15 protein-coding genes are annotated in these 19,764 nt (G+C 68.0%); 6 read left to right on the forward strand and 9 right to left on the reverse strand.

The window, feature by feature from the left end; genetic code table 11:
• Positions 1 to 89: 89 nt before the first annotated feature.
• Both C6Y14_RS12200 and C6Y14_RS12205 read right to left on the reverse strand, forming a co-directional pair.
• Entirely contained in the window at positions 90 to 557 is a 468-nt protein-coding gene (locus C6Y14_RS12200) for an SsgA family sporulation/cell division regulator (RefSeq protein ID WP_107016624.1), read from the reverse strand.
• 348 nt (positions 558 to 905) lie between these two features.
• Positions 906 to 2,603, reverse strand: a complete 1,698-nt coding sequence (locus tag C6Y14_RS12205; protein ID WP_107016625.1) for an amidohydrolase — start codon at positions 2,601 to 2,603, stop codon at positions 906 to 908.
• A gap of 512 nt (positions 2,604 to 3,115) precedes the next feature.
• On the opposite strand from C6Y14_RS12205, the gene C6Y14_RS12210 reads away from it, so the two are divergent.
• Both C6Y14_RS12210 and C6Y14_RS12215 read left to right on the forward strand, forming a co-directional pair.
• The gene (locus tag C6Y14_RS12210; RefSeq protein WP_107016938.1) at positions 3,116 to 3,577 is read left to right on the forward strand and encodes a nuclear transport factor 2 family protein; all 462 of its coding nucleotides are present in this window, start codon (positions 3,116 to 3,118) and stop codon (positions 3,575 to 3,577) included.
• Positions 3,578 to 3,631: 54 nt separating this feature from the next.
• Complete coding sequence (locus C6Y14_RS12215; RefSeq protein ID WP_107016626.1) at positions 3,632 to 4,474, forward strand: alpha/beta fold hydrolase; 843 nt, start codon at positions 3,632 to 3,634, stop codon at positions 4,472 to 4,474.
• Positions 4,475 to 4,606: 132 nt separating this feature from the next.
• Here the strand turns inward: C6Y14_RS12215 and C6Y14_RS12220 are convergent, their stop codons facing one another.
• Both C6Y14_RS12220 and C6Y14_RS12225 read right to left on the reverse strand, forming a co-directional pair.
• Positions 4,607 to 5,035 carry an SRPBCC family protein gene (locus C6Y14_RS12220; protein WP_107016627.1) on the reverse strand — a complete coding sequence of 143 codons (429 nt, stop codon included), beginning with the start codon at positions 5,033 to 5,035 and terminating at the stop codon, positions 4,607 to 4,609.
• A gap of 350 nt (positions 5,036 to 5,385) precedes the next feature.
• The gene (locus C6Y14_RS12225; RefSeq protein WP_225891032.1) at positions 5,386 to 5,961 is read right to left on the reverse strand and encodes a TetR/AcrR family transcriptional regulator; all 576 of its coding nucleotides are present in this window, start codon (positions 5,959 to 5,961) and stop codon (positions 5,386 to 5,388) included.
• A gap of 292 nt (positions 5,962 to 6,253) precedes the next feature.
• Between C6Y14_RS12225 and C6Y14_RS12230 the strand changes: the two genes are divergently transcribed.
• Positions 6,254 to 6,685 (forward strand): hypothetical protein, encoded by a 432-nt coding sequence (locus tag C6Y14_RS12230; RefSeq protein ID WP_107016629.1) that lies wholly within the window; start codon positions 6,254 to 6,256, stop codon positions 6,683 to 6,685.
• 206 nt (positions 6,686 to 6,891) lie between these two features.
• Here C6Y14_RS12230 and C6Y14_RS12235 read toward each other — a convergent pair whose 3' ends face one another.
• A complete protein-coding gene (locus C6Y14_RS12235) occupies positions 6,892 to 9,687 on the reverse strand; it encodes an AAA family ATPase (RefSeq protein WP_107016630.1) in 2,796 nt (931 codons plus the stop codon).
• Positions 9,688 to 9,884: 197 nt separating this feature from the next.
• Positions 9,885 to 12,125: an ATP-binding protein gene (locus C6Y14_RS12240; protein ID WP_107016939.1), complete on the reverse strand. Its 2,241-nt coding sequence runs from the start codon at positions 12,123 to 12,125 to the stop codon at positions 9,885 to 9,887.
• A gap of 737 nt (positions 12,126 to 12,862) precedes the next feature.
• On the opposite strand from C6Y14_RS12240, the gene C6Y14_RS12245 reads away from it, so the two are divergent.
• Together C6Y14_RS12245 and C6Y14_RS12250 are read left to right on the forward strand one after the other, a co-directional pair.
• Positions 12,863 to 13,591 (forward strand): molybdopterin-dependent oxidoreductase, encoded by a 729-nt coding sequence (locus C6Y14_RS12245; RefSeq protein WP_225891033.1) that lies wholly within the window; start codon positions 12,863 to 12,865, stop codon positions 13,589 to 13,591.
• Positions 13,533 to 14,228, forward strand: a complete 696-nt coding sequence (locus tag C6Y14_RS12250; RefSeq protein WP_107016940.1) for a cytochrome b/b6 domain-containing protein — start codon at positions 13,533 to 13,535, stop codon at positions 14,226 to 14,228. The genes C6Y14_RS12245 and C6Y14_RS12250 overlap by 59 nt, the downstream gene beginning before the upstream one ends.
• Positions 14,229 to 14,264: 36 nt before the next feature.
• On the opposite strand, the gene C6Y14_RS12255 is transcribed toward C6Y14_RS12250, so the two are convergent.
• Entirely contained in the window at positions 14,265 to 15,503 is a 1,239-nt protein-coding gene (locus tag C6Y14_RS12255) for a cytochrome P450 family protein (RefSeq protein ID WP_225891034.1), read from the reverse strand.
• A gap of 985 nt (positions 15,504 to 16,488) precedes the next feature.
• Between C6Y14_RS12255 and C6Y14_RS12260 the strand changes: the two genes are divergently transcribed.
• Complete coding sequence (locus tag C6Y14_RS12260) at positions 16,489 to 17,106, forward strand: TetR/AcrR family transcriptional regulator (protein WP_225891035.1); 618 nt, start codon at positions 16,489 to 16,491, stop codon at positions 17,104 to 17,106.
• 126 nt (positions 17,107 to 17,232) lie between these two features.
• Here C6Y14_RS12260 and C6Y14_RS12265 read toward each other — a convergent pair whose 3' ends face one another.
• Together C6Y14_RS12265 and C6Y14_RS12270 are read right to left on the reverse strand one after the other, a co-directional pair.
• Positions 17,233 to 17,961 (reverse strand): glutamine amidotransferase-related protein, encoded by a 729-nt coding sequence (locus C6Y14_RS12265; RefSeq protein ID WP_107016633.1) that lies wholly within the window; start codon positions 17,959 to 17,961, stop codon positions 17,233 to 17,235.
• Positions 17,962 to 18,382: 421 nt separating this feature from the next.
• The gene (locus C6Y14_RS12270; protein WP_107016634.1) at positions 18,383 to 19,609 is read right to left on the reverse strand and encodes an epoxide hydrolase family protein; all 1,227 of its coding nucleotides are present in this window, start codon (positions 19,607 to 19,609) and stop codon (positions 18,383 to 18,385) included.
• Positions 19,610 to 19,764 lie beyond the last annotated feature (155 nt).

The raw sequence follows: 19,764 nt of genomic DNA on the forward strand, positions 1-19,764 counted from the left end.
ACGCACCGGGCCGGTGGCGACAGCCTCTATTCGTCACCACTCTGACAGGTGACGATGAGGGAAGCAAGTCATCCGTGACTTCTCGGTGCTCACTCGGACGGCAGGCCCGGACCGTCGAGCACTTCCCGCAGGAAGCAGTCCCAGTCCAGACCATCCATCTCCGTCGCGACCGGGGCCACGTGGTGGGTGAGGTCGAGCCATGAAGCCAGTGCCGCGGTGGGCACCTCGAACAGGACCTCCACCTCCGTCGACTCCAGGAGCAGCCACGACGAGGGTCGTTCGCCCGGCAGTGTCGGCCACATGCGTACGTCACCGGAGCCGCTCATCGACGTCAGGCCGAGGTGCAGGAGCTCGCGGCCGATGTGCCAGACCAGACTCGGGCCCCGTTCTGCCAGGAATTCGACCGTGATCACCGCGGGCATCTTCGGGTCGAAATGGAACTCCGCCCGTATCGGCAGCCGAGTGAACTCGTCGAGCATCTGGTCGAGGTCGAGGAGGAGCGAAGGCATTTGCTCGGGCGCTGAACGCGCCTGCAGTCGCGGCTTGTTGTGCTGCATGACAGGAGTTCCCCTCGGTGGACGGAGTCTGCAGCCACCACTCTTCGCCGAACGCCGCGTGTGCACATCGGTCACTTGACGGTCAGATGCCGGACCGGGGCAACGGCGGGAAACGTGCAGCCGGTGCCGACAGGTGTCGCACACGCAGGCAGGGGCGGTGTCTCGCTGGGGAAAGGGCGTCGCCGGGCGGGGTGCGGAGAGCCGACGGCGTCGTGACGTAAGTCAAGACGCCGCCGATGCCGCCCGGCAACGTACCCCGGCCTCCCGTTTGGAGCGCGAGTGACCTAGGAAGAGGGTGTCCACGCGCAGGTAAGGACGGCCGGGGAAGGGGAAAAGCGCGTCGCGGTATCAGGTCACCGGTGCGAGGTTGGGGCCCGTGGTGCCCAACTGCTCTGCGGCCACCACCGGTGGCACCGGCCAGGTCACCCCCTTCGGGGGCCAGCTCTGCCCGGTCGCCTTCAGGAACTCTGCCGGCGGCTCGTACAGCGGCGGCTGATTGCCGTCGGGGATCATCGAGGCCCATACCAAGCCCTTGGTGCGGTCCTCGAACTCCTGCCGCATCGCGTCAAGCCGGTCCGGCTGCATGATGAGATCGACAGCACTCGCCGCGAGGTAGCGTGTGGCGGACAGCAGAGCCTGGTGGCCGATGTTGGTGGCCGCCGTCGCGGTGACGCCCCAGTTGTGGTTCGGAATACCGGCGGGATAGGCGGCGGACAGCAAGACGGCGGTGGGGGCCTGCCAGCTGATGTCGGCGGTGTCAGTGGCCAGGCCGCCGGTGTAGGCGGCCGCCGGAGGACTGAGCGGGGTGAGTTCGGTCGGCATGCCGGTCTCGGGGCGGCCGAGCGATTTCTGGATGCTCCTGGCCAGGGCGTGGTCGGCACCGGTGAACGACGGGGCGCCGATCTGCTGCATGTTGTCGTTGAGTAGCTCCGCGCCTGCCTTGTTCGCCAGTAGGTTCCATGTCGCGGAGTGGAACTTGTGCACCAGCCGGGTCTGACTGGCCCGTGCGGCGGCCTCAGCGCATTCCACGATCTTGTCGTACAGCACCCGGGCGCGAGCCGGGCTGCCCTCGCGAACGAAGAACCAGATGGAGGCCATGTCCGGAGTCACGTTCGGAGCGCCGCCGCCGTTGATGACCGCGTAGTGGAACCGGCCGGAGGGGGCGACGTTCTTCTCCCGCAGGTACTCCGACATGGTCGCCATCAGCAGGGCGCCGTCCAGGCCGCTCTTGTTGCCGAGTGGGGTCCCGCCGTGCCCGGAGGCGCCGAGGAAGGTGAACGTGGCGGACACGAGAGCGCTGGTGGTGTTCCAGAACGGCACCGTGATGTTGAAGGGGTGCCAGTCAAGGAAGGCATCGAGGCCGTCGTAGACGCCCTCTTTGACCGCGTACGCCTTGCCGACGAGCTGTTCCTCACCCGCGCTGCCGAACAACTTGACCGTGGCCTTGAGCCCGTTCGCGCTGATCGCCCGCGCCACGGCGATGGCGGCCGCGGTGCCTCCGGCGCCGAGACAGTTGTGCGCGTCACCGTGGCCGGCCCCGTAGGTCGGGCCGTAGGCGTCGTAGTTGTAGACGAGCGGATCGTGGCTGCCCACACCCTTCTTCTGGGACAGGCCGGGCAGGGCGTCGTACTCGGCGTTGAAACCCAGGATCGGCCCCTGGGTGCCGTAGGTGGCGACGAAAGCGGTGGGGAAGCCAGCCGAACCCCATTCGACGGTGAAGCCGTTGTCCTCCAGCAGTTTCGCGTGGGCGAGCGAGGACCGCCATTCACGCAGGGACAGCTCCGCGTGCTGCCACACATCGTCGCTCAGCCGGGTGATCGTGCTCCCGTTGGCCGATATCCAGTCGAGGGCGGTCTGCTTTGCGGCGGTGTTCTTCGCCAGTCCCTCTGGCGGCCGATACGTGGTCGGGGAGACACCGGTTCTTTCGTCGTACCCGAGGGTGGCGGCGAGCACCGGGTCGGCCTGCAGGATGGCCGCGGTGGTCGCGGTGGCACCCAGTCCGAACATCTTCAGCAGGCGTCTGCGGCCGGGGTGGAAGTCGTTCATGTCAGTCGTGTCCTCAGAGTATGGGAATGGGACCGGACGAGCGGCACCGTGACATGTGATCATGTCGGGCTGTCAGCATCATATGTATTAGTTCGCGCGCTACACATGTGTCATAGGAAAGATTCAACTAACCCCTCCAGAGCGTGAGTTCAGCGGATGGGTACAGGATTGGAGGACTGCCGGGGGCGATCCGATGCTGGGGCGTCGGATGAAGTGTGAACCTTTGACCGACCGGCTCCGTTTCATGGACAGGTGCCTGCTGTGAGCAGAGACGCAACAGGACACCGGTGGCCGTCCCGGACCCCCTCGGGACGGCCACCTTCCGTTCGCCAGGCCTCTCCGGCGGCCGGTGGTGTTCACCGGCGATCCATAGTTTCCTGGGAGGACCGCAGCTATTTATGGACTTGACGGTCCAGCGTAGATGAGGGAAGCTCGCTGGACTTAGTGGTCCAATATTTTTGGCCTGCGGGGCCTTGTGCCTCATGGTCGAACCTGACGGGAGCGGCACGTCGATGGATGACATGGAGAAGCTCGTCGTCGTTGAGGGTCTGCGTCGTCTGATGGCGCGTTACGTCTACGCCGCCGACCACCAGCAGTGGGACGAGCTCGCGTCCCTGTTCACGCCTGACGGCACTTTCACCCCGCACGACACGGACGGAACCGTACTGATCCGCATGGAGGGCCGTGAGGAGATCGCGCGAGCCCTCCCGGAGGGTGTCGGATCCGGCGCGGTGCTGGTGCACCACCTGTTCTCCGACCTGATCGATGTCGAGTCCGCGACATCGGCCCGCGGAATATGGGCGATGGAGGACCTGGTCAGACGGCCGGTGCCGGCAGGCTGTGCCGAGCGAGGGCAGGGGTTCACAGAGATGCATGGTTACGGGCACTACCGCCCGCGCTTCACGCGGATCGACGGTGAATGGAGGATTGCCGAGCTGGTCCTCACGCGTGTGCGGGTGGACGTTACGCCTTGACGCGGTAGGAGTGCTTCCGGCCACCGTCCCGTCATACCTGCCCGAAGGAAAGACATGTCCGCACTGCGGGGTCCTGTTCTGCTGGTTCACGGCTTCTTCCACGGAGCGTGGTGCTGGAGCGAGGTATCCCTCGAACTCGCCGTGCGAGGGGTGGGGTCGGTGGCTGTCGATCTGCCGGGCCACGGGTTGAGGGCCAGGCGACCCGCCGCGAGCACCGGGCGTCCGTACGCCCCGTCGGACTTCGCGTCGGAGATGTCACCGATCGCGGACGTCGACCTTGACGCGGCCGCGATGGCGCTCGCCGGACAGGCCCGCCGGATCGGCCGGGGTGAGCCGGTCACCGCGGTCGCCCACAGCATGGGCGGCGCAGTGCTGACCAGGGCCGCCGAGCGTCATCCCGCGCTCTTCGGGCACCTGGTCTACGCCGCCGCATACATGCCTGCTTCCGGCGTTCCCTGTATCGTCTATCCGTCACTGCCCGAGGCCGCGGGTGAGCAGTCCCTGGGCCTGCTGGCCGCCGACCCTGTCGCGGTCGGAGCGTTGCGCGTCGACACAGGGGCCGACGCGCAACGGTCCGCCATCCGCAGCGCGTTCTACGGCGGGGTCGAGAAGCACACCGCGGACGCGGCGATCGCCCTGCTGGGCTGCGAGTCGCCGACCGCCATGGCCACGCAGCCGACCACCCTCACCGAGCACGGCTGGGGGGCGATTCCCCGTACCTATGTGCTCTGTTCCCAGGACAACACCATTCCCGTGGCCCTGCAGCGCCTCTTCGTCACGCAGGCGGACAGCGCCTTCCCGCAGAACACGACACACGTGGTGACGCTGGAGTCCGCGCACTCGCCGTTCTTGTCCATGCCCGACCGGCTGGCCGCGATCATCGCCAGAGTCGTCTGAATCGACGGTCATGGTGGAGTCGGGTGACCGGCGCTCACGGCACGGGGAAGGGCCGGCAGTGTGAGCTGCCGGCCCTTCAGGGTGTCGATCTCGCCCTGTCGTCGGTCGGGAAGGGCGGGATCGACCGAGGTGTCACTCGGCCTGCAGGGGGCCGGCGAAGGACTTGCGCAGGGAAGAGGGAGCAGCGAGGGGCAGTAGCGCGGCCAGCATCTTCCCCTTGATCGTGTCCGGTTCCCGCGTCAGCTCCACGTCCACCCGGGTGCCGTCGCCCTCGGGGGTCATCCGGAAAACCCAGCCGCCGCCGGCTCCGAAGAGCTTGGAGTCGAGAGTGGTGATGGTGACCGTGTCACCGCCCGGCGTCCACGCGTAGCGTGCGCGCTCCCAGGCCGACGAGGTCCCTTCGGTGACCTCCGCCCAGGTGTCGCCGAGGTCGTGCACCGTGAAGTGCTCGGCATCGATCGTGGGCCAAGCCGTTGCGCGGGTGGGGCTGAAGTCGGTCAGCGCTTCCTGCACACCCGACGGGCTGAGCGTGGAGACGAGATGGAATTTTACGACGGTCATGGTGTGTCCTCATCAAGAAGTGACTGCCTCAAGCGGTGACGATACCGTCCCATGGCTCGTCGTCACCTGTCAAGGTGGTTACTTCTGCTTCGTCGAGGTCGGCGGTCGGAATGATCAGCAGTTTCAGGTCACGGCGTGGGCCGACCCGGCCGCGGCGTTATGTTCCCGCAGGTGTGCGGTGACGGACGAGAACGTGTGTGCCAGGGTGTCGACGGCGTCCACGTCTTTCCTCCAGCTGGAGGGCCACCAGGGGCAGATCCCGGGAGAACGACCAGGGTGGCCTGAAGGGCGGTTCCGGATGTCTTCCGCTCCTGCTCCGGCAGTGGACTGCTGATGACACACATGCGGTCTCAGTCCAGCGCTTGGAGCGCCACGGCCACGGCGGACTCCAGGAACGCCCCGTCCATGCGGGACTGGCCGACGACGTGGATTCCCTGGACGAACGTGGTGAAGAAGCGGGCCAGTTCTGCAGGACTGCGGTCGCCGTGCAGTTCCCCATGGACCGCGGCACGCTCCAGCGCCTCCCGCAGGACGGATTCCACGGCGGTCATGGCCGCACGCACCTGTTCCACCGTGCCGTCGTGGGCGGGGCGTTCAATGACCGCGTTGACCATCAGGCAACCGCGCTCGGGGTCCGCCGCGTCGGCGTCGACCATGGCGAGCAGTAGCCCCCGCATCGCCGCACGGATGTCCGGCCCGGCCCGTACGGCCCGGTCAAAAGTCGTGAGCAGCCCGTCGCAGTAGTGCTGCAGGGCTCTGGCGTAGAGGCCGTCCTTCGAGCCGAACGCCGAGTACAGGCTGCCGGTGCCGACACCCAGCAATTCTGTCAGCCGTGGTATTTGCGTGGTGTGGTAACCCCGCTTCCAGAACAGGTGCATCGCCTGATCCACCGAGGCATCGGTATCGAACTGACGAGGACGTGCCACACTGAGATCCTTTCATGGGCGGAGTCTTTGAAAACACACGCGGACCACGGCTGCGAAACGATGCCGCTGCGGACGAGGCGCCAGGTGTGAAGGTGTGCCGCGCGGCCCCGACTGTGGCGGAGAGTGCCGCCGGAGGGCACCGCGTGTGTCCACCGCAGACATTAATGGCGCAAGTTGCTCTGGCCACGCCGCGGGTCGGTTATGTTCCATGGCTGTACGGGCAGGGGCATGCTGGACCGAATCTTGTGCGGTTGGCCTCGACGACATCAACGGCGATAGTGCGAGGACCGACATGCATGTGCATCTGAATCCGCCGCTGGAGCCCAGTGACGCTCCCCAGCACGCCGCTGCCATCGTGGCGACCGCAGCCGACATCAGCGGCGCGGACCTGGATTTCAGCCCTGAGAGCATCCTCCTGGTGGAGGACATCCTCGACGGTTTCCGGGCCGAAGGTGTCACAAGCGAAAGCATGACCGAATCCCTAATCGCCTTCGGTTGTTACATCGGAGAGATCCTTACCCGACATACCGGAGGAGTCTGGCGGTGCGACTCCACGGCCCACGCCGAGTCCGTTTCTCTCGTCGTAGAACTGCCTGACGCCCGACGGTGCCGCCCGATCGACTGGGTCTTCAGCCGTCTCGCGCGTGGAGCCGGCGTCAATATCCGCGCTCTCTACGCGGCTGCCAGCACCGCGAACGACCCGGCGGATGGGAAGACATGTTGAGGAGCGCATCTGAGCGTATCCGATGCATGAGTGCGAGACATGTGTGCGCTGGCCGGAACATGTCGTGTCAGAGACGTCGAGCGGGAGGATGGCAGGGCTAGCTCGACCGGACCGCCCAACTCCGGTCACACGCTACCGGCCGTTAGCGGCTCGCCGCCTCCGGCACGAGCCGGCGGGACAGTCGGCACGGACACGACCTAGAAGGGTCAGGGCAGTCGGTGATGCTTGAGAACATCGGCGAGTTGCGCCCGTCCCGTCACACCCAGCCGGGGAAAGATGCGGTAGAGGTATGCACCGATGGTCCGCGGTGAGAGGACGAGCAGTTCGCCGATCTCCCGGTTGGACAATCCCCGGGCGGCGAGGTCGGCGATGCGTAGTTCCTGGGCGGTGAGAAGGTCGCGGACCGAACCCGGCCGGGCCGCACCGGGGACGCTGCCGTTCGCCCGCTCTCCGGAGGCCCGCAGTTCCTCGGCCATCCACGTGGCCCGGGCCTCCGCGCCCATCATGCCGAAGGTGGCCGCCGCCTGGCGCAAGGTCGTGCGGGATTCTGCCAGGCGCCGCCGCCGCCGTAGCCATCGCCCATGGGCCAGGCGCAATGAGGCCTCCACGAACGGCCGACGGGCCAGGTCCTCGGCATAGGCCCGTGCGAACAACGGCTCCGCGTACCTCTCGTCCGCGAGGACAGCTCGTGCCACCGCCAACCGGACTCCCACTACGGGGGCGCATTCGATGCCCAGTTCCGCTTCGAGTTCGTCGAGCGTTGCCAGCGCCTCCTCGGACACGTTCTCGGCACGGGCGGCTTCCGCGAAGGACGCCAGAGCGACCAGGGCCACCGCGCGGGTGCCCGGGGCGGAGAGAAGGGACGACAGCGCGCGGTAACCGGCTCCGAAGTCACCGCCCTCCACCTGGGCGCAGGCCGTCCCGACGGCGAGAATCGCCTCGATCATGGGCACCGAACGCCGTGCGGCGTCCAGCAGGAGGGGGTCGGCCGGGCGTACTGCACCGCCGGTGCGCATGCCGTGCACGAGTGCTTCCAGCAGGCGGGCAGCCGCCGCGTGGCGGCCCTGTCCATGCTCCTCGGCGTGTCCCGCACAGCGCCGGAACGCGTGGCCGGCCTGGCTCCAGTCACCTGTGGCCAGGTGTGCCATCCCCTGCTGGAGCAGCACCCGCGGCAGTTGTTCGGGCAGTTCCTGGATGCGATGGCGGCGCTCCGCCTGTCGGAACAGCTCCAGCGCCCGCAGCGGGTCACCGGCCAGCAGAGCCGCTTCACCGAGCCGTTCCAGATCGTGCACGGGCAGGTTGGTCAGATGCTGAACGGCGGACACACCCGCGAGAACTGTCGCTGCCCGGAGGGCTGGACGGACCGTGGCCATAGCGTGCAGCAGCCGCGGGTCATGGGCCTGTTCGGGCATGCCGTCGATGAAGGTGAGCAACGCTTGCGCGCGCGCCTCGTCGCCTACGACCGCAGGAGCCGTCGTCCGGACCAGTTCCAGCGCGTTCTCCCGCTCGGTGGCGTCCACGGGCGCGGGCCAGAGGGCGGGATCGGGGGGTGGTTGCGTGCTGTCGTCCCCGGTCCGTGTCAGTGTTTGCGCACAGATCGTTCCCAGGGGGCCCAGCGTGTGCTGCAGAGCCCGGTGGGCCATTGTTCGCGCCATGCGCTCGAAACCGAGGGAATGGGCTAGCTGGGCGGCGCGCAGGGCGCTGCGGCCCCGGTCGTCGGGCAGCAGGTAGAGGTCGGCCGATCGTCGTAGCAGCCGAACGGCCATCGGCGCTCCGCACTGTTCCAGCGCGTGGTGGCGGGCGGCTTCCAGACGGGTGGCCAGCTGCGGATCATGTCCCTCGACAGCCTGGGACAGATGCCACAGCATCTGCACGGAGCCGCTCGTCAGTTCGGCCGCCAGGCCCGCGTGCGCGGCCCGGATGCGTTGTGGGTCAACATCGTGCACCACCGCGCCCGGCGTCGCGGGATGGCTGAAGAGCACGCGCATGCCGTCGAACACCACGATACCCTCCCGTTCTGCGGGCTCCAGCGTCGCGAAGCCCAGCTCGGAGCCGCCGATCCGTGCCGCGGCCGACAGGAGAAGGGGGAGGTCTCCCGCCGGGTGGAGTGCCGACACGAGCAGCAGGTCCCGCGTCTCCTGGGGGAGGCGCGCAACACCGGGTGCCATGGCGGAGGCCAGCCGGTCGGACGAGGTGGGTGCCCAGGGCAGCGGGTCCTCGTACCGAGCGGGGAGTTCGAGTAGGGCCAGGGGATTGCCGGCCGCGGTCGTCAGCAGCTCGTGCACGGCCTGGGCGTCCAGGCCCGGACGTCTCGTCGCCAGCAGACGGGCGGACTGGTCGGACGTGAGAGGGCCGAGCCGTAGCTCCGGGAGGCCTGTCAGGGAGGAGGGAGGCGTGCGGTGCGGACGAGTCGTCATCAGCAGGCCCAGCGGACGGCCCCCGGTCCGCCGGGCGACGAAGGTGAGCACGTTCCTGCTGGGTTCGTCCAGCGCGTCCCAGTCATCCACGGCGACGAGCAGGGGCTGCTCGGCGCTGAGCGACTCCAGGACGTCCAGGACGGCGAAGGACAGCCGCCCCTGCCCGTTCGGGACGGAGACACCGTCGACCATGAGCATCTCCATGGCCGCGAGCCGGATGGCGGCCGGTGAGCGGCCCGGACCGCGCAGGAGCGGCCAGACGAGCTGGAGGACTCCGGAGGACCCGGAGGGGTCGCTGCCCCGTGCTCCGGCGCAGCGCAGCACCCGCGTCCCGGCGGTGGTCGCCGCCTGGACGACGGCTTCCAGAACAGCCGTTTTGCCCGAGCCGGCGTGTCCGTACACGACCTGGGCCGCCCCGTGCGCCGCGGCCTCGTTCATGAAGCCATGAAGGGCCAGCAGTTCGGATTCGCGGCCGATGAGCCCTGGGCTGCCCAGCGGTTCCCCGGGCGGTACGCCGACGAGAGACAGGGGCCGTGGGTCCTTCCTGTCGGTGTCGGGACGGGAGAGTCCGGTCTGCGTGTTCATCGATGCCCTCTGTTCCGCGGCGAACGATCCCGTCGGCCCGGGGAGCGTTCTTGCCTGTCCACATCACAGTGGGGCCGCACCTGTGAAACCAGGCAGTTCGCATGCAGTTTGCGCGCTGCGGGCTCCTGCCCCGAGGGTGCCGGGCGGTCGCGGGGCGCCCGATACGGCGGCGGGGCGTGCGTGAAGACGCACAGGCCTTATCGAGTACCGTCCAGTGTCTCAGCCTTGGTCCGCATCTCCGCGGTGCGCGTGTTGCCGATTTCGCTCAGTAGTTCGGCCGCCTGCATCCAGCTCGCCCGCGCCTGTGCGTCCTCTCCGAGCTCCAGCAAGGCCGACGCGATGTGGTCGAGAACGTCGGCCTGGTTGTAACTGTCGAGCACCTCGCCGTACAACTGCAGCGACCTACGGTAGTTCGCCAGCGCGGCGTCGAGGTCGCCCAGGTGCTGCCTGGCATGACCGATGCTGTCCCAGGTGGCCGCCTCACCGCGCCGGTTGCCGGTCTCCTTCAGGATGGGGAGCGCCTGCTCGCACATGGAGAGCGCCTGACGGTGGTGACCGAGCAGTGTCAGGTACCAGCCCACAGCGTTCATCTCGCGTGCCATGCCGCCGCGGTCGTCCAGCTCCTCGAACAGCGACAGGGCTCGCCGGGCGTGGTGCAGGGCCTCTGTGTACCGGCCCTGCCGACCACGTACCCAGCCGATACCCCGCTCTGTGGCAGCCTGTTCCAGTAGGGGCAGCCGGTGCAACTGCTCTCGCATGAGCTCGACCTGTTCGTCGGCCTCGTCGATACGTCCCACCTCGGCCAGCGCGCGCGCCAGACTAGCGGCGTTCCGCGCGATGGCGGACGGGTCGTCCAGCGCGACGGCTGCGTCCAGAGTGATGCGTTTGGTCGAGATCTCATCCGCCCAGCGGCCCATGATCGAGTAATAGCTCACCCAGTCGTGCGTCAGGTTCATGCGATGACGCAGCAGCCGCTGGTCGTTCAGGGAGCGCAGGGCGGCCATGAGGGTCGCGTCCTCCTGGCGGTACCAGTCCAGGGCCTCTTCACGGCTGTCGAACGCGACGTGCACGACACCCGCCACCGGAGGGAGAGGCGGTTGGGATCCGGGTCGCGTGTGAAGGGTGCGGGTGGCCGTGTAGGCGTTGTGGCGCAGATAGTCCAGCAGCCGCGTCTCGGCGGTCAGGCGGTCGTCCCCGAGTTGCTCCACGAGCTCCGCGCCGTAGACCCGCACGAGGTCGTGCAACACGTAGTGGCCCTCGGCGTCCCGTGACAGCAGATTCGCCGAGGCCAGTTCCCGCAAGTGCCGGCGGGCCACCGCCAGACCTGCGCCCGCCAGTGAGGCGCCGGCCTGGGCCGACATCGACGGACCGGGGTGCAGAGCCAGATGGCGGAAGAACCGTGCCGTCCCGGGGGACAGGGTCCGGTACGACCAGGAGAACACCGCGCGTACGTCGACGCGCCGGTCACCGGTCGACAGGGCATCCAGCCGCGGCTTCGTCTCACGCAGCTCGCGTACGGCCGACCGCAGCGGCATCCTCGGGGACGTACTCAGCTGCGCACCGACGATCGCAACCGCCAGCGGCAGGAACGCGCACAACTCCACCAGCTCCGCCGCCGCGGCCGACTCCGCTTCGCACCGCTCGTCGCCGATCCGCGCCGCCAGCGCCGCCAGCGCCTCCTCACGTGTCCAGACGTCGAGACCGACCAGGCGGGCGCCATCGGCCACGATCAGACCGGAGAGCTGGCTGCGCGAGGTGATGATGGTCAGGCACCCGTCCGACGTCGGCAACAACGGTCTGAGCTGTTCCTCGTCCCGCGCGTTGTCCAGAACGACGATCAGCTGCCGGGACGCTGTCCGCGCCCGGAACATCGCACTGCGTTCCTGTGTGTCGCGCGGCACGTCACCGCTGGGCACACCGAGAGCCTCAAGGAACCCGCGTAGGGCCTCCCCGGGGTCCAGGGGCCGGCCGGAGTCGTCGAACCCGCGCAGGTTCACATACAGCTGCCCGTCCGGAAAGCGGTGCGACACCTGGTGTGCCCAATGCACCGCGAGCGTCGTCTTGCCCACGCCCGCCATACCCCCGATCGCGGAGATGACGACATGCCGTCCCGTGCGAGTCATTCCGTTGGTGAGATCGTGCACCGCCGCCAGGACTTCCTCACGGCCGCGGAACGTGGCGAGGTCCGGCGGCAGTTGTCGGGGCACCTGCCGCGTGGGGCGCCTGGATGCCTCGACCAACTGCCGACGCTCGCCCTCGTCCAGTGCCAGTGCGTCCATCAACTCGCTCAACGTGGCCTGCCGCGGCAGGCTCTGCCCGCGTTCCATGTCGCTGATGGCCCGCACACTGACACCGGACGCCTCGGAAAGGCTCTCCAGGGTCAGCAGCGAACGCTGTCGTGCCGCACGCAACAGCCGACCGAAAGCCGTTCCGTCCATCTGCATCCCCCTGAGGTCGATACCCCGGGAGTCCTCCTTGCCCGATGCGTGGCTTCCGAACGCCGTGAACCTACCAGTTGTGGAATGAGCGTTAAAGCAAAGGTGACTTGACGGGCGAAGCGGGCGGCGGTTCATCGCGCGGCTCCGTCGCCAGAGGCAGCTCTTCGCGTGCTCTGCGGTCTCGCCGGCACATCACCCGGCCAAGGCCCGCACGGCTTCCCCCTGTACGCCTGCTGCGCGAGGCCCGTTCGGCGGATCGAACCCGAGGCCCCTCCGTCCGCTCGGTGCACGGGGTGTCCGAGGGGGGCGTAAGGGCTCCGCGGGGGCTCAGGTGTCGGCCGGATGGGCCGTCACCAGCGCGACGCCGCTGGCCGTGATGCCGATGCCGATGCCGATGCCGGGCAGGTGGTAGGCGCAGTGTCCCTCGGGCTTCCCGTGGCCGGATCGGTCTCGTCGTCGACGCGGACGACGGCGTCGGGTGACAGGGACTTTGACATACGTGTTCCTTTCGACGCGGCGCTCTCGTCTGACAGGTGAACCCCCGCCAGGTGAGCGGGGAGGGCAACAAAACGGCAGTCAGGTATCTCAGTACCGGCCAAGCCGTCACCTCTTTGACAGGTGATTATTGATGTGTAAAGATCGTCACCATATTGAGTGGTGACACGATCGCGGCGCGGTGTGTGTCCATGGGTGCCGCCGGGCGGCGGGGCCGTGGCGGCGACAAAGGAGTACTGAACATGGCAAACCCTGGGAAGAAGCCAGCCGTAGGTGCGCCGGTGGCACGGCGCGCCATGCTGGGGATGCTCGCCGCGGGAGCCGCCGGAATCGCCGCGGCGCCCCACCTGCAACGAGGCTGGGAGGGATTTCTGGGCGCCGCGTCCCAGACCGACCCGACCGGGCTCACCGGCCTGCTGCCCAACCCGGGCGGATTCCGGTATTACAGCGTCGTTGGCTCCGTGCCGCGGAGGAACGAGACGACGTACGAACTCAAGATCGACGGTCTGGTCGACCGGCCGATGTCCTTCACACTCGCGGATCTCCGCGCGATGCCCCAGACCCGGATCGTGCACGACGTCCTGTGCACGGACGGCTGGCGTGTGGACGACACTCCTTTCGAAGGTGTGAAGCTGGCCGACCTGCTCGATGCCGCAGGTGTGGGCAGGCAGACCAGGGCGGTTCGGTTCACCTGCTTCGACGGCGCCTACAGCGAAAGCCTCACCTTGGAGCAGGCCCGCCGTTCCGATGTGCTGATCGCCCTGAAGATGCAGGACAAACCGATCACCCATGAGCACGGCGGGCCCGTCCGCCTCTACGTCGCTCCCATGTACTTCTACAAGTCCGCCAAGTGGCTTTCCGGCATCAGTGTGACCGGCGAGGTCGTGCCCGGATACTGGGAGGAGCGCGGTTATGCGATCGACGGTTGGCTCGACGGAGAAGACAGGACCCACGGTGACGCGGCAGCCTGAACCCCACGCCGTGGTGCGCCGATTCAGTAGGGCCGAGCGCATGGTGCACCGAACCACCGGGTGGCTGATGCTGCTGTGCTTGGTGACCGCTGCCTGTCTGTACCTGGGACCGCTTGCCCAGCTCGTCGGCCGCCGTTACCTGCTGGCCACCGTCCACGAGTGGTCCGGCATCCTCCTGCCATTGCCCTTCCTGGTTGGGCTGATGTCACCCTCCTTCCGGGCGGACCTGCGGCGGCTGAACCGATTTGCCGACTACGACCGGCAGTGGCTGCGCGCGGCCCGGCAACGTCTCACGTCACCCGAGGCGCGCCCCGCGGGCAAGTTCAACGCCGGACAGAAGCTGTACGCCGGATGGATCGCCGGAGCGGTGCTGGTGATGTTGTGCACGGGCCTGCTGATGTGGAACATGGGACTGCTGCCGGCTGTTTCACGCACCAGTGCAATCTTCGTCCATGACTGTGTTGCCTGGGCCGTCACCATTGTCGTGATCGCGCACGTGCGCAAGGCCCTCGCCGATCCCGCGGCGCGGCAGGGCATGCGCACGGGCACTGTCCCCCACTCGTGGGTGCAACGGCACCACGCTCGGTGGCTTGAGGAGGAGCCGGCAGCAGGAGCCGCCGCGAGGGAAGCCGACTGAGCTTGTGAAGGCGCGGACGCCGGGAGCGCGGCACGCTCAGACGACGCGGTAGCGTACCGGCAGCGACTGCACGCCGCGCATGATGCCGGACGGGATCCAGGAAAGGGTGTCGACCGGCACGGCGAGTTCCAGTTCCGCCGTCCTGGCCAGCAGTACACGCAACGCGATCTGCGCCTCCAAACGGGCCAGCGGCGCCCCCAGGCAGTAGTGGATGCCGTGTCCGAAGGCCAGGTGCCGGGCATGGGACCGAGTCACGTCCAGCGCGGCGGGATCGGCGTCCCCCAGCAGGGGCCCGTCGTGGCTGGCGGAACCGAGAGCGACGACGACGAGGCTGCCGCGGGGGATCGACACCCCGCCCAGTTCGACGTCCTCGACGGCGTACCGGTTCGTGGACCGCTCCACGGAGGTGTCATGACGGAGGAACTCCTCCACCGCGCCGGGCAGCAGATCGGACCGCGCGCGCAGCAGGTGCAGCTGGCCGGTGTCGCGCAGAAGGGCGAGGACCGCGTTGCCCAGGAGGTTCACGGTGGTTTCATGGCCGGCGACGACCAGGAGCATCGCCGTACCGATCAGTTCGTCCTCGGAGAGCCGTCCGTCGTCCTCGTCGCGGGCGGATACCAGGGCGGACAGCAGGTCGTCCTGTGGACTGCGGCGCTTGTCCCGCAGGATTCCGGTTAGCAGGGCGTGCAGGTCGGTCAGCGCCGTGTGGTGTCCGGGGTCCGCCACCTGCATTGCGAGGTTCGACCATATGCGGAAATTCTCCCGGTCCTCCTGCGGTACGCCGAGGAGTTCCGCGATGACCGTGACGGGCAGTGGCGAGGTGAATGTCGCTACGAGGTCCTGTTCCCCCGACGCGGGCATGGCATCGATCAGCGCATGGGCGATCTGCTCGATACGGGGTGCCAGCCGGGCCGTGCGTCCAGGGGTGAACGCGCTGGACACGAGGCGCCGCAACCGGGTGTGCTCGGGTGGGTCGGCCTCCAGCATGTGCGCGCCCAGACCGACACCGCTGCGGTGCAGGACGAAGCCGGCGGCCGCGAGTGCTTCTTCCGAGTACTGGCTGTCCTTCAGCAATGCCGGGTGGGTCAGGGCCTCCCGCGCCAGGTCGTGGCCGACGACCACCCAGCCACGCAGCCCCCTGTGGAACTCCGCCGGGTGGATGGGCCCGAGTGCTCGTAGCCGCGCGTACCTAGCCGGTGCGTCCGCTTTGAAAGCCGCGTCCAGCAGTACTCTGCCGCCGGAACCGTGGTCCGTGTGATCCTGCTGGTCCATCATGTCTCCCCGAGCCGATGCCGATGAGGGGTGCGAAGAGCCGAGGCGGCGACCGAACGGCCGACGGCCCGACATCCGCGGATCCGACCGCTACGCCTACGAGCGGTCAGCCGGTTCGGACAGTTGGGAAGTCCGGTCGGTGGACGTGCTCGACCGGGTCGTCGCAGGTCCGTCCGGCCGGTGCCGCCGCCCGGTTCGTCCTGCCCCGGAAGAGGTACGTGTATGCCGGGACATACATGTCGTATGCGGCACGCACCGCGTTCAGCGTACGCCGCTCTGACGTGTCTCCTGGATTCAGTGCCTATGATCACGGCGTTGCCGACGCATGGGTATGTAACGGGCGCATCGAGGTGTGGCGCGACATGATGTGGAGTGTCATCCCAGGCGTCGGGAAGATCAAAGGCTCGCACTTGTCGAGCGGTGGGTATGTCCACGGGCTGCCCGGTGCAGCGCCGGGGGCGTCGGATGTGGACTGTCGCGGAGTCCGTCGCGGGAGTGATCGTCTGTGGCTCCTGTCCCGGCGAGGGGCGGACCGCCCCGCCGACCATGGAAGAAGGCGGAGCGGTCCTCCGTCCCGGCCCGAGGGTGCGGAGGTTCGCTCCGCTCTCGTGCCGGGCTGGTCGAGCGAAGTGGTAGTACCACCGACCGACCATGGCTCGGCTCGTCCCCACAACGAGCCGAGCCGTCTCGCCGGAAACCCGCCCGGAGGGAGGACTGGACCAGGCGGGCCACCGGACACCGGTGGCGGCCACCGTCACGGAGTGAGCCGAGGAGGCCGCCCCTCCCTGCCGCCGGGCCCACCAGCCGGCAGGGATCTCTATCTGGGCAACGTGCCGATGTACGGGCGGGGTTCACGGCTGCGTGTACATTCCCGTGAGATCGCCCTGCGACGCCGAGGACCGTCCGCCCGGTCACCGGCGGGACGTCAGCAGACGCCGGTTCCGTCACATAAGGCAGCTGAATGGACCTAAGAGTCCAACTGGCTGTCATGATGGAGTACATGAACAGAGGTATGACCGCCAAAGGTTTGGCCACGCGCCAACGGATTGTAATTGCCGCTGCCCTGCTGATCAGGGAGAAAGGAGCAGCCGAGACCACCCTCGACGACGTGCGCGCCGCGACGTCGACGAGCAAGAGCCAGTTGTTCCACTACTTTCCGAACGGCCGCACGGACATGCTTGTGGCGGTTGCCGCGTACGAGGCCGAACAGGTCCTCGACGCGCAGCAGCCTCACCTTGCGGACCTGACCACCTGGCGTTCGTGGCAGGCATGGAGCCGGGCCGTGCTGAACCACTACACGGAACTCGGGAACCGTTGTCCTCTGGGCAGTCTCACGTCGGAGCTCGGAAAATCCTCGCCGGAAGCGGAGGCGGTGACCGTGGCCCTCTTCGAGACCTGGGAGGCGGCGCTCGTGCGTGGAGCCGAGACTCTGCTGAAGGACCGGAACCTGGCGATCACGCGGGCTCGCAGCATCCTCGCGGCCGTTCAGGGAGGTGTCATCCTCCTCCAGGTGACGGGGCAGGTCGGCTACCTCAAGGACGCTCTCACGAGTTCGATCGAACCACTGAGGCCCGCGGCGCCCAGCCAGCGGCAGGCGTCGAGGTGATGGTCCCGTCGACCTGCGGGGGTGCTCCGGCATCCCCGCCGCCGTACCGGACAGCAACAGCGGGCGTCACAGGGGCGGGCGGCGTGCCCCGGGCCGTTCACTTCTGACGCGTGACGCGAGCCCTGCTCATCCTCGTGCGACCGCAGAGTAATCGGCCGCGAGGCGGTCCAGGAAGGCGATGAGTTTCTTGTTCATCGGGCCGTAGTCGTTCTGTCGCAGGGCCGGGGGCTGTTGGACGAAGCGCCGCCCGGAGAGCGAGGAGAGTTCGTCTCCGGCGGACTTGATCAGGGCGTCGACGAGGGCGGGGGTGAACTCCATGTGGCACTGCAGCCCATAGAGGAACCGACCGTAGGCGACGATCTGCCGTGCACATCCCTTACTGCGGGCGAGAACGACGGCTTCGTCGGTGAGGCCGGGCATGTCCTTGTGCCAGTGTCCGGCCCCGAACTCGGTCTCGAAGTCCTCGAAGAACGGGTGTCGGCGGCCCGCCTGGGTGAGCGTGACGGGAAAGAGCCCCACCTCCTCTTCGGAACTGCGCTCACAAGGCGCTCCCAGGGCTTCCCCGAGCAGCTGCGAACCGAGGCAAACGCCGATGACGGCAGTCCCGGCGGCGACACAGGCGGCGATGAGGGCCATCTCGGCCCTGGCGTCGAAGTAGGGGCATTCGGCTGTCGTCGTGGCGGGCGACTGGGGCCCGCCCATAATCACGAGCAGGTCGACAGCACGCGCATCGCCCGGCAGTGGCTCTCCCACGTAGAGAAGTGAGCGGGTGATTTCGTGGCCCCGTTCCCTGGCCCACGACTCGTAGACGCCGGGTGCTTCGAAAGGTTCGTGGACGACGAAGTGCACACGCATGGGTGCTTCTCCTCACAAGTGGCCGACTGCATGCGGCCGACGCTGCCGGTTGGCCCGTCTTCGGCCGGCGATCTGCTGAACGTCGCGGAAACCTGCTCCGCAGGGCCGCCGCGTGGCCGACGGTGCGGAGCCGCGGACCGCGGGTGCCTGCGGGCGGTGCACGCAGGTGTCCGGGGGGGGTAGTACGTGTCGGGAACCCGCCCCGGTCGGGCGCGGTCTCTGGCGAGCGGCCCCGTTCCCGCTCGGGCGCTCTCCACCATGACGTGGTCGGGCGGCCCGCGGGTTCACGGACGGCCCGGCCGGTTCTTCGGACAGGGCCGGGCACGAAAGAGCGCTCCGCTGTCCCGGACGGTGTGCGAGACAACGGAGCGCTGTGCCGCCCCGGACGGTCCGGGGCGGCGGAGCGATGCCGACGGATGCGTCAGCGCATCGTGCGGAACGCCGCGCGAAGGTCATGGATCCAGGCTTCGGGATTCTCCCAGGGGCCGAAGTGGCCCCCGTCCTTATGGACGTTCACGTCGCGGATGTCGGCGTAGAACGGGGTGGCTCCAGCCTTGAAGATCTCCTTGCGCTCCTCCGCTGTGGGGGCTCCCGGCGCGGGCTCGCCCAGCAGCAGGGTGAAACTGGCCGGCGCCTGGGTGTACGGCGTCACGTCGTTCACCGGCTCCGGCGGGTACAGGTGCGCGTTCTTGTAGGCGCGGATCGAGGAACCGATGGCGTCGTTGATCCAGTAGATGGTCGCGAAGGTGAGGATGTCGTCTATGGGCCAGACGGTCTTGAAGTCCAGGTTCGGGTCGCTCCAGGCCTTCCACCGCTTGAGCACCCAGGCCAGCATGCCGGCCGGTGAGTCGGTCAGACCGTGGGTGAGCGTCTGGGCGTCGAGTTGGTGCACGGCCACGTGCGAGACGAGAGTCTCCATGATGTGGACGAGCCTGGCGCGAATCACCTCGGGGAGTTCTTCGGTGTTCACGCCCCCGGTCAGGTCCCAGTACCGGTCGCCCTGGAATGCTCCCGGCCCCGCCTCGTAGCCGAGGTGGACGCCGTACAGGGAGTCCACGTACTTGTGCCCCAGGCGCGAACCGATGAGTGCTCCGTAGTCGTGCCCGCCGAACGCGTACTTCTCGTAACCGAGAACATCGGTCATCAGGGTGTGCAGCCGGTCCGCCATGTCCCCGTAGTTCTCCCGGGGGTTGGTCAGCGGGGTGGAGAAGGCGAAGCCGGGCAGGGAGGGGATCACGACGTCGAAGGCGTCAGCCGGGTCCCCGCCGTGGGCTGCCGGGTCGGTGAGTGGACCGATGAGCTTGCTCCACTGGAGGTAGGACCACGGCCAGCCGTGAGCCAGTACCAGGGGAACGGGGGACGGGCCCTTCCCTCGCTCGTGGATGAAGTGCACCGGGGTGCCACCGACGTCCACGCGATGCTGGTGGTATGAGTTGATCTTCTTCTCGACGGCGCGCCAGTCGAAGCCGTCGGCCCAGTACTCGACGATCGGCTTGAGGTAGGCGGTGCTCAGACCGTACTTTCCGTCCTCGTTGTCGAGATCGGGTGCGAACCGTGTGGCCCGCAGGCGGGACTTCAGGTCGTCCAGGACGGACTGATCGACATTGATCTTGAAGGGCTCAAGGTCATGACGGGGATCGGTGCTCACAACGTTCTTCTTTCGAATCGTGTGTGCCGGTTCTGCCGGGCAGGACAGGCACTGCCGAGTCGGATGCCGGAACCGCCGTCGCGAGTGCGGTGGGAGGCGGATGCAACAACCTTGGACTTCGTAGTCCAATCATCGTGCACTCTATGGAGTGGACC

This window comes from Streptomyces dioscori (assembly GCF_003024195.1).
In the GTDB taxonomy this organism is placed as follows: Bacteria; Actinomycetota; Actinomycetes; order Streptomycetales; family Streptomycetaceae; genus Streptomyces; species Streptomyces dioscori.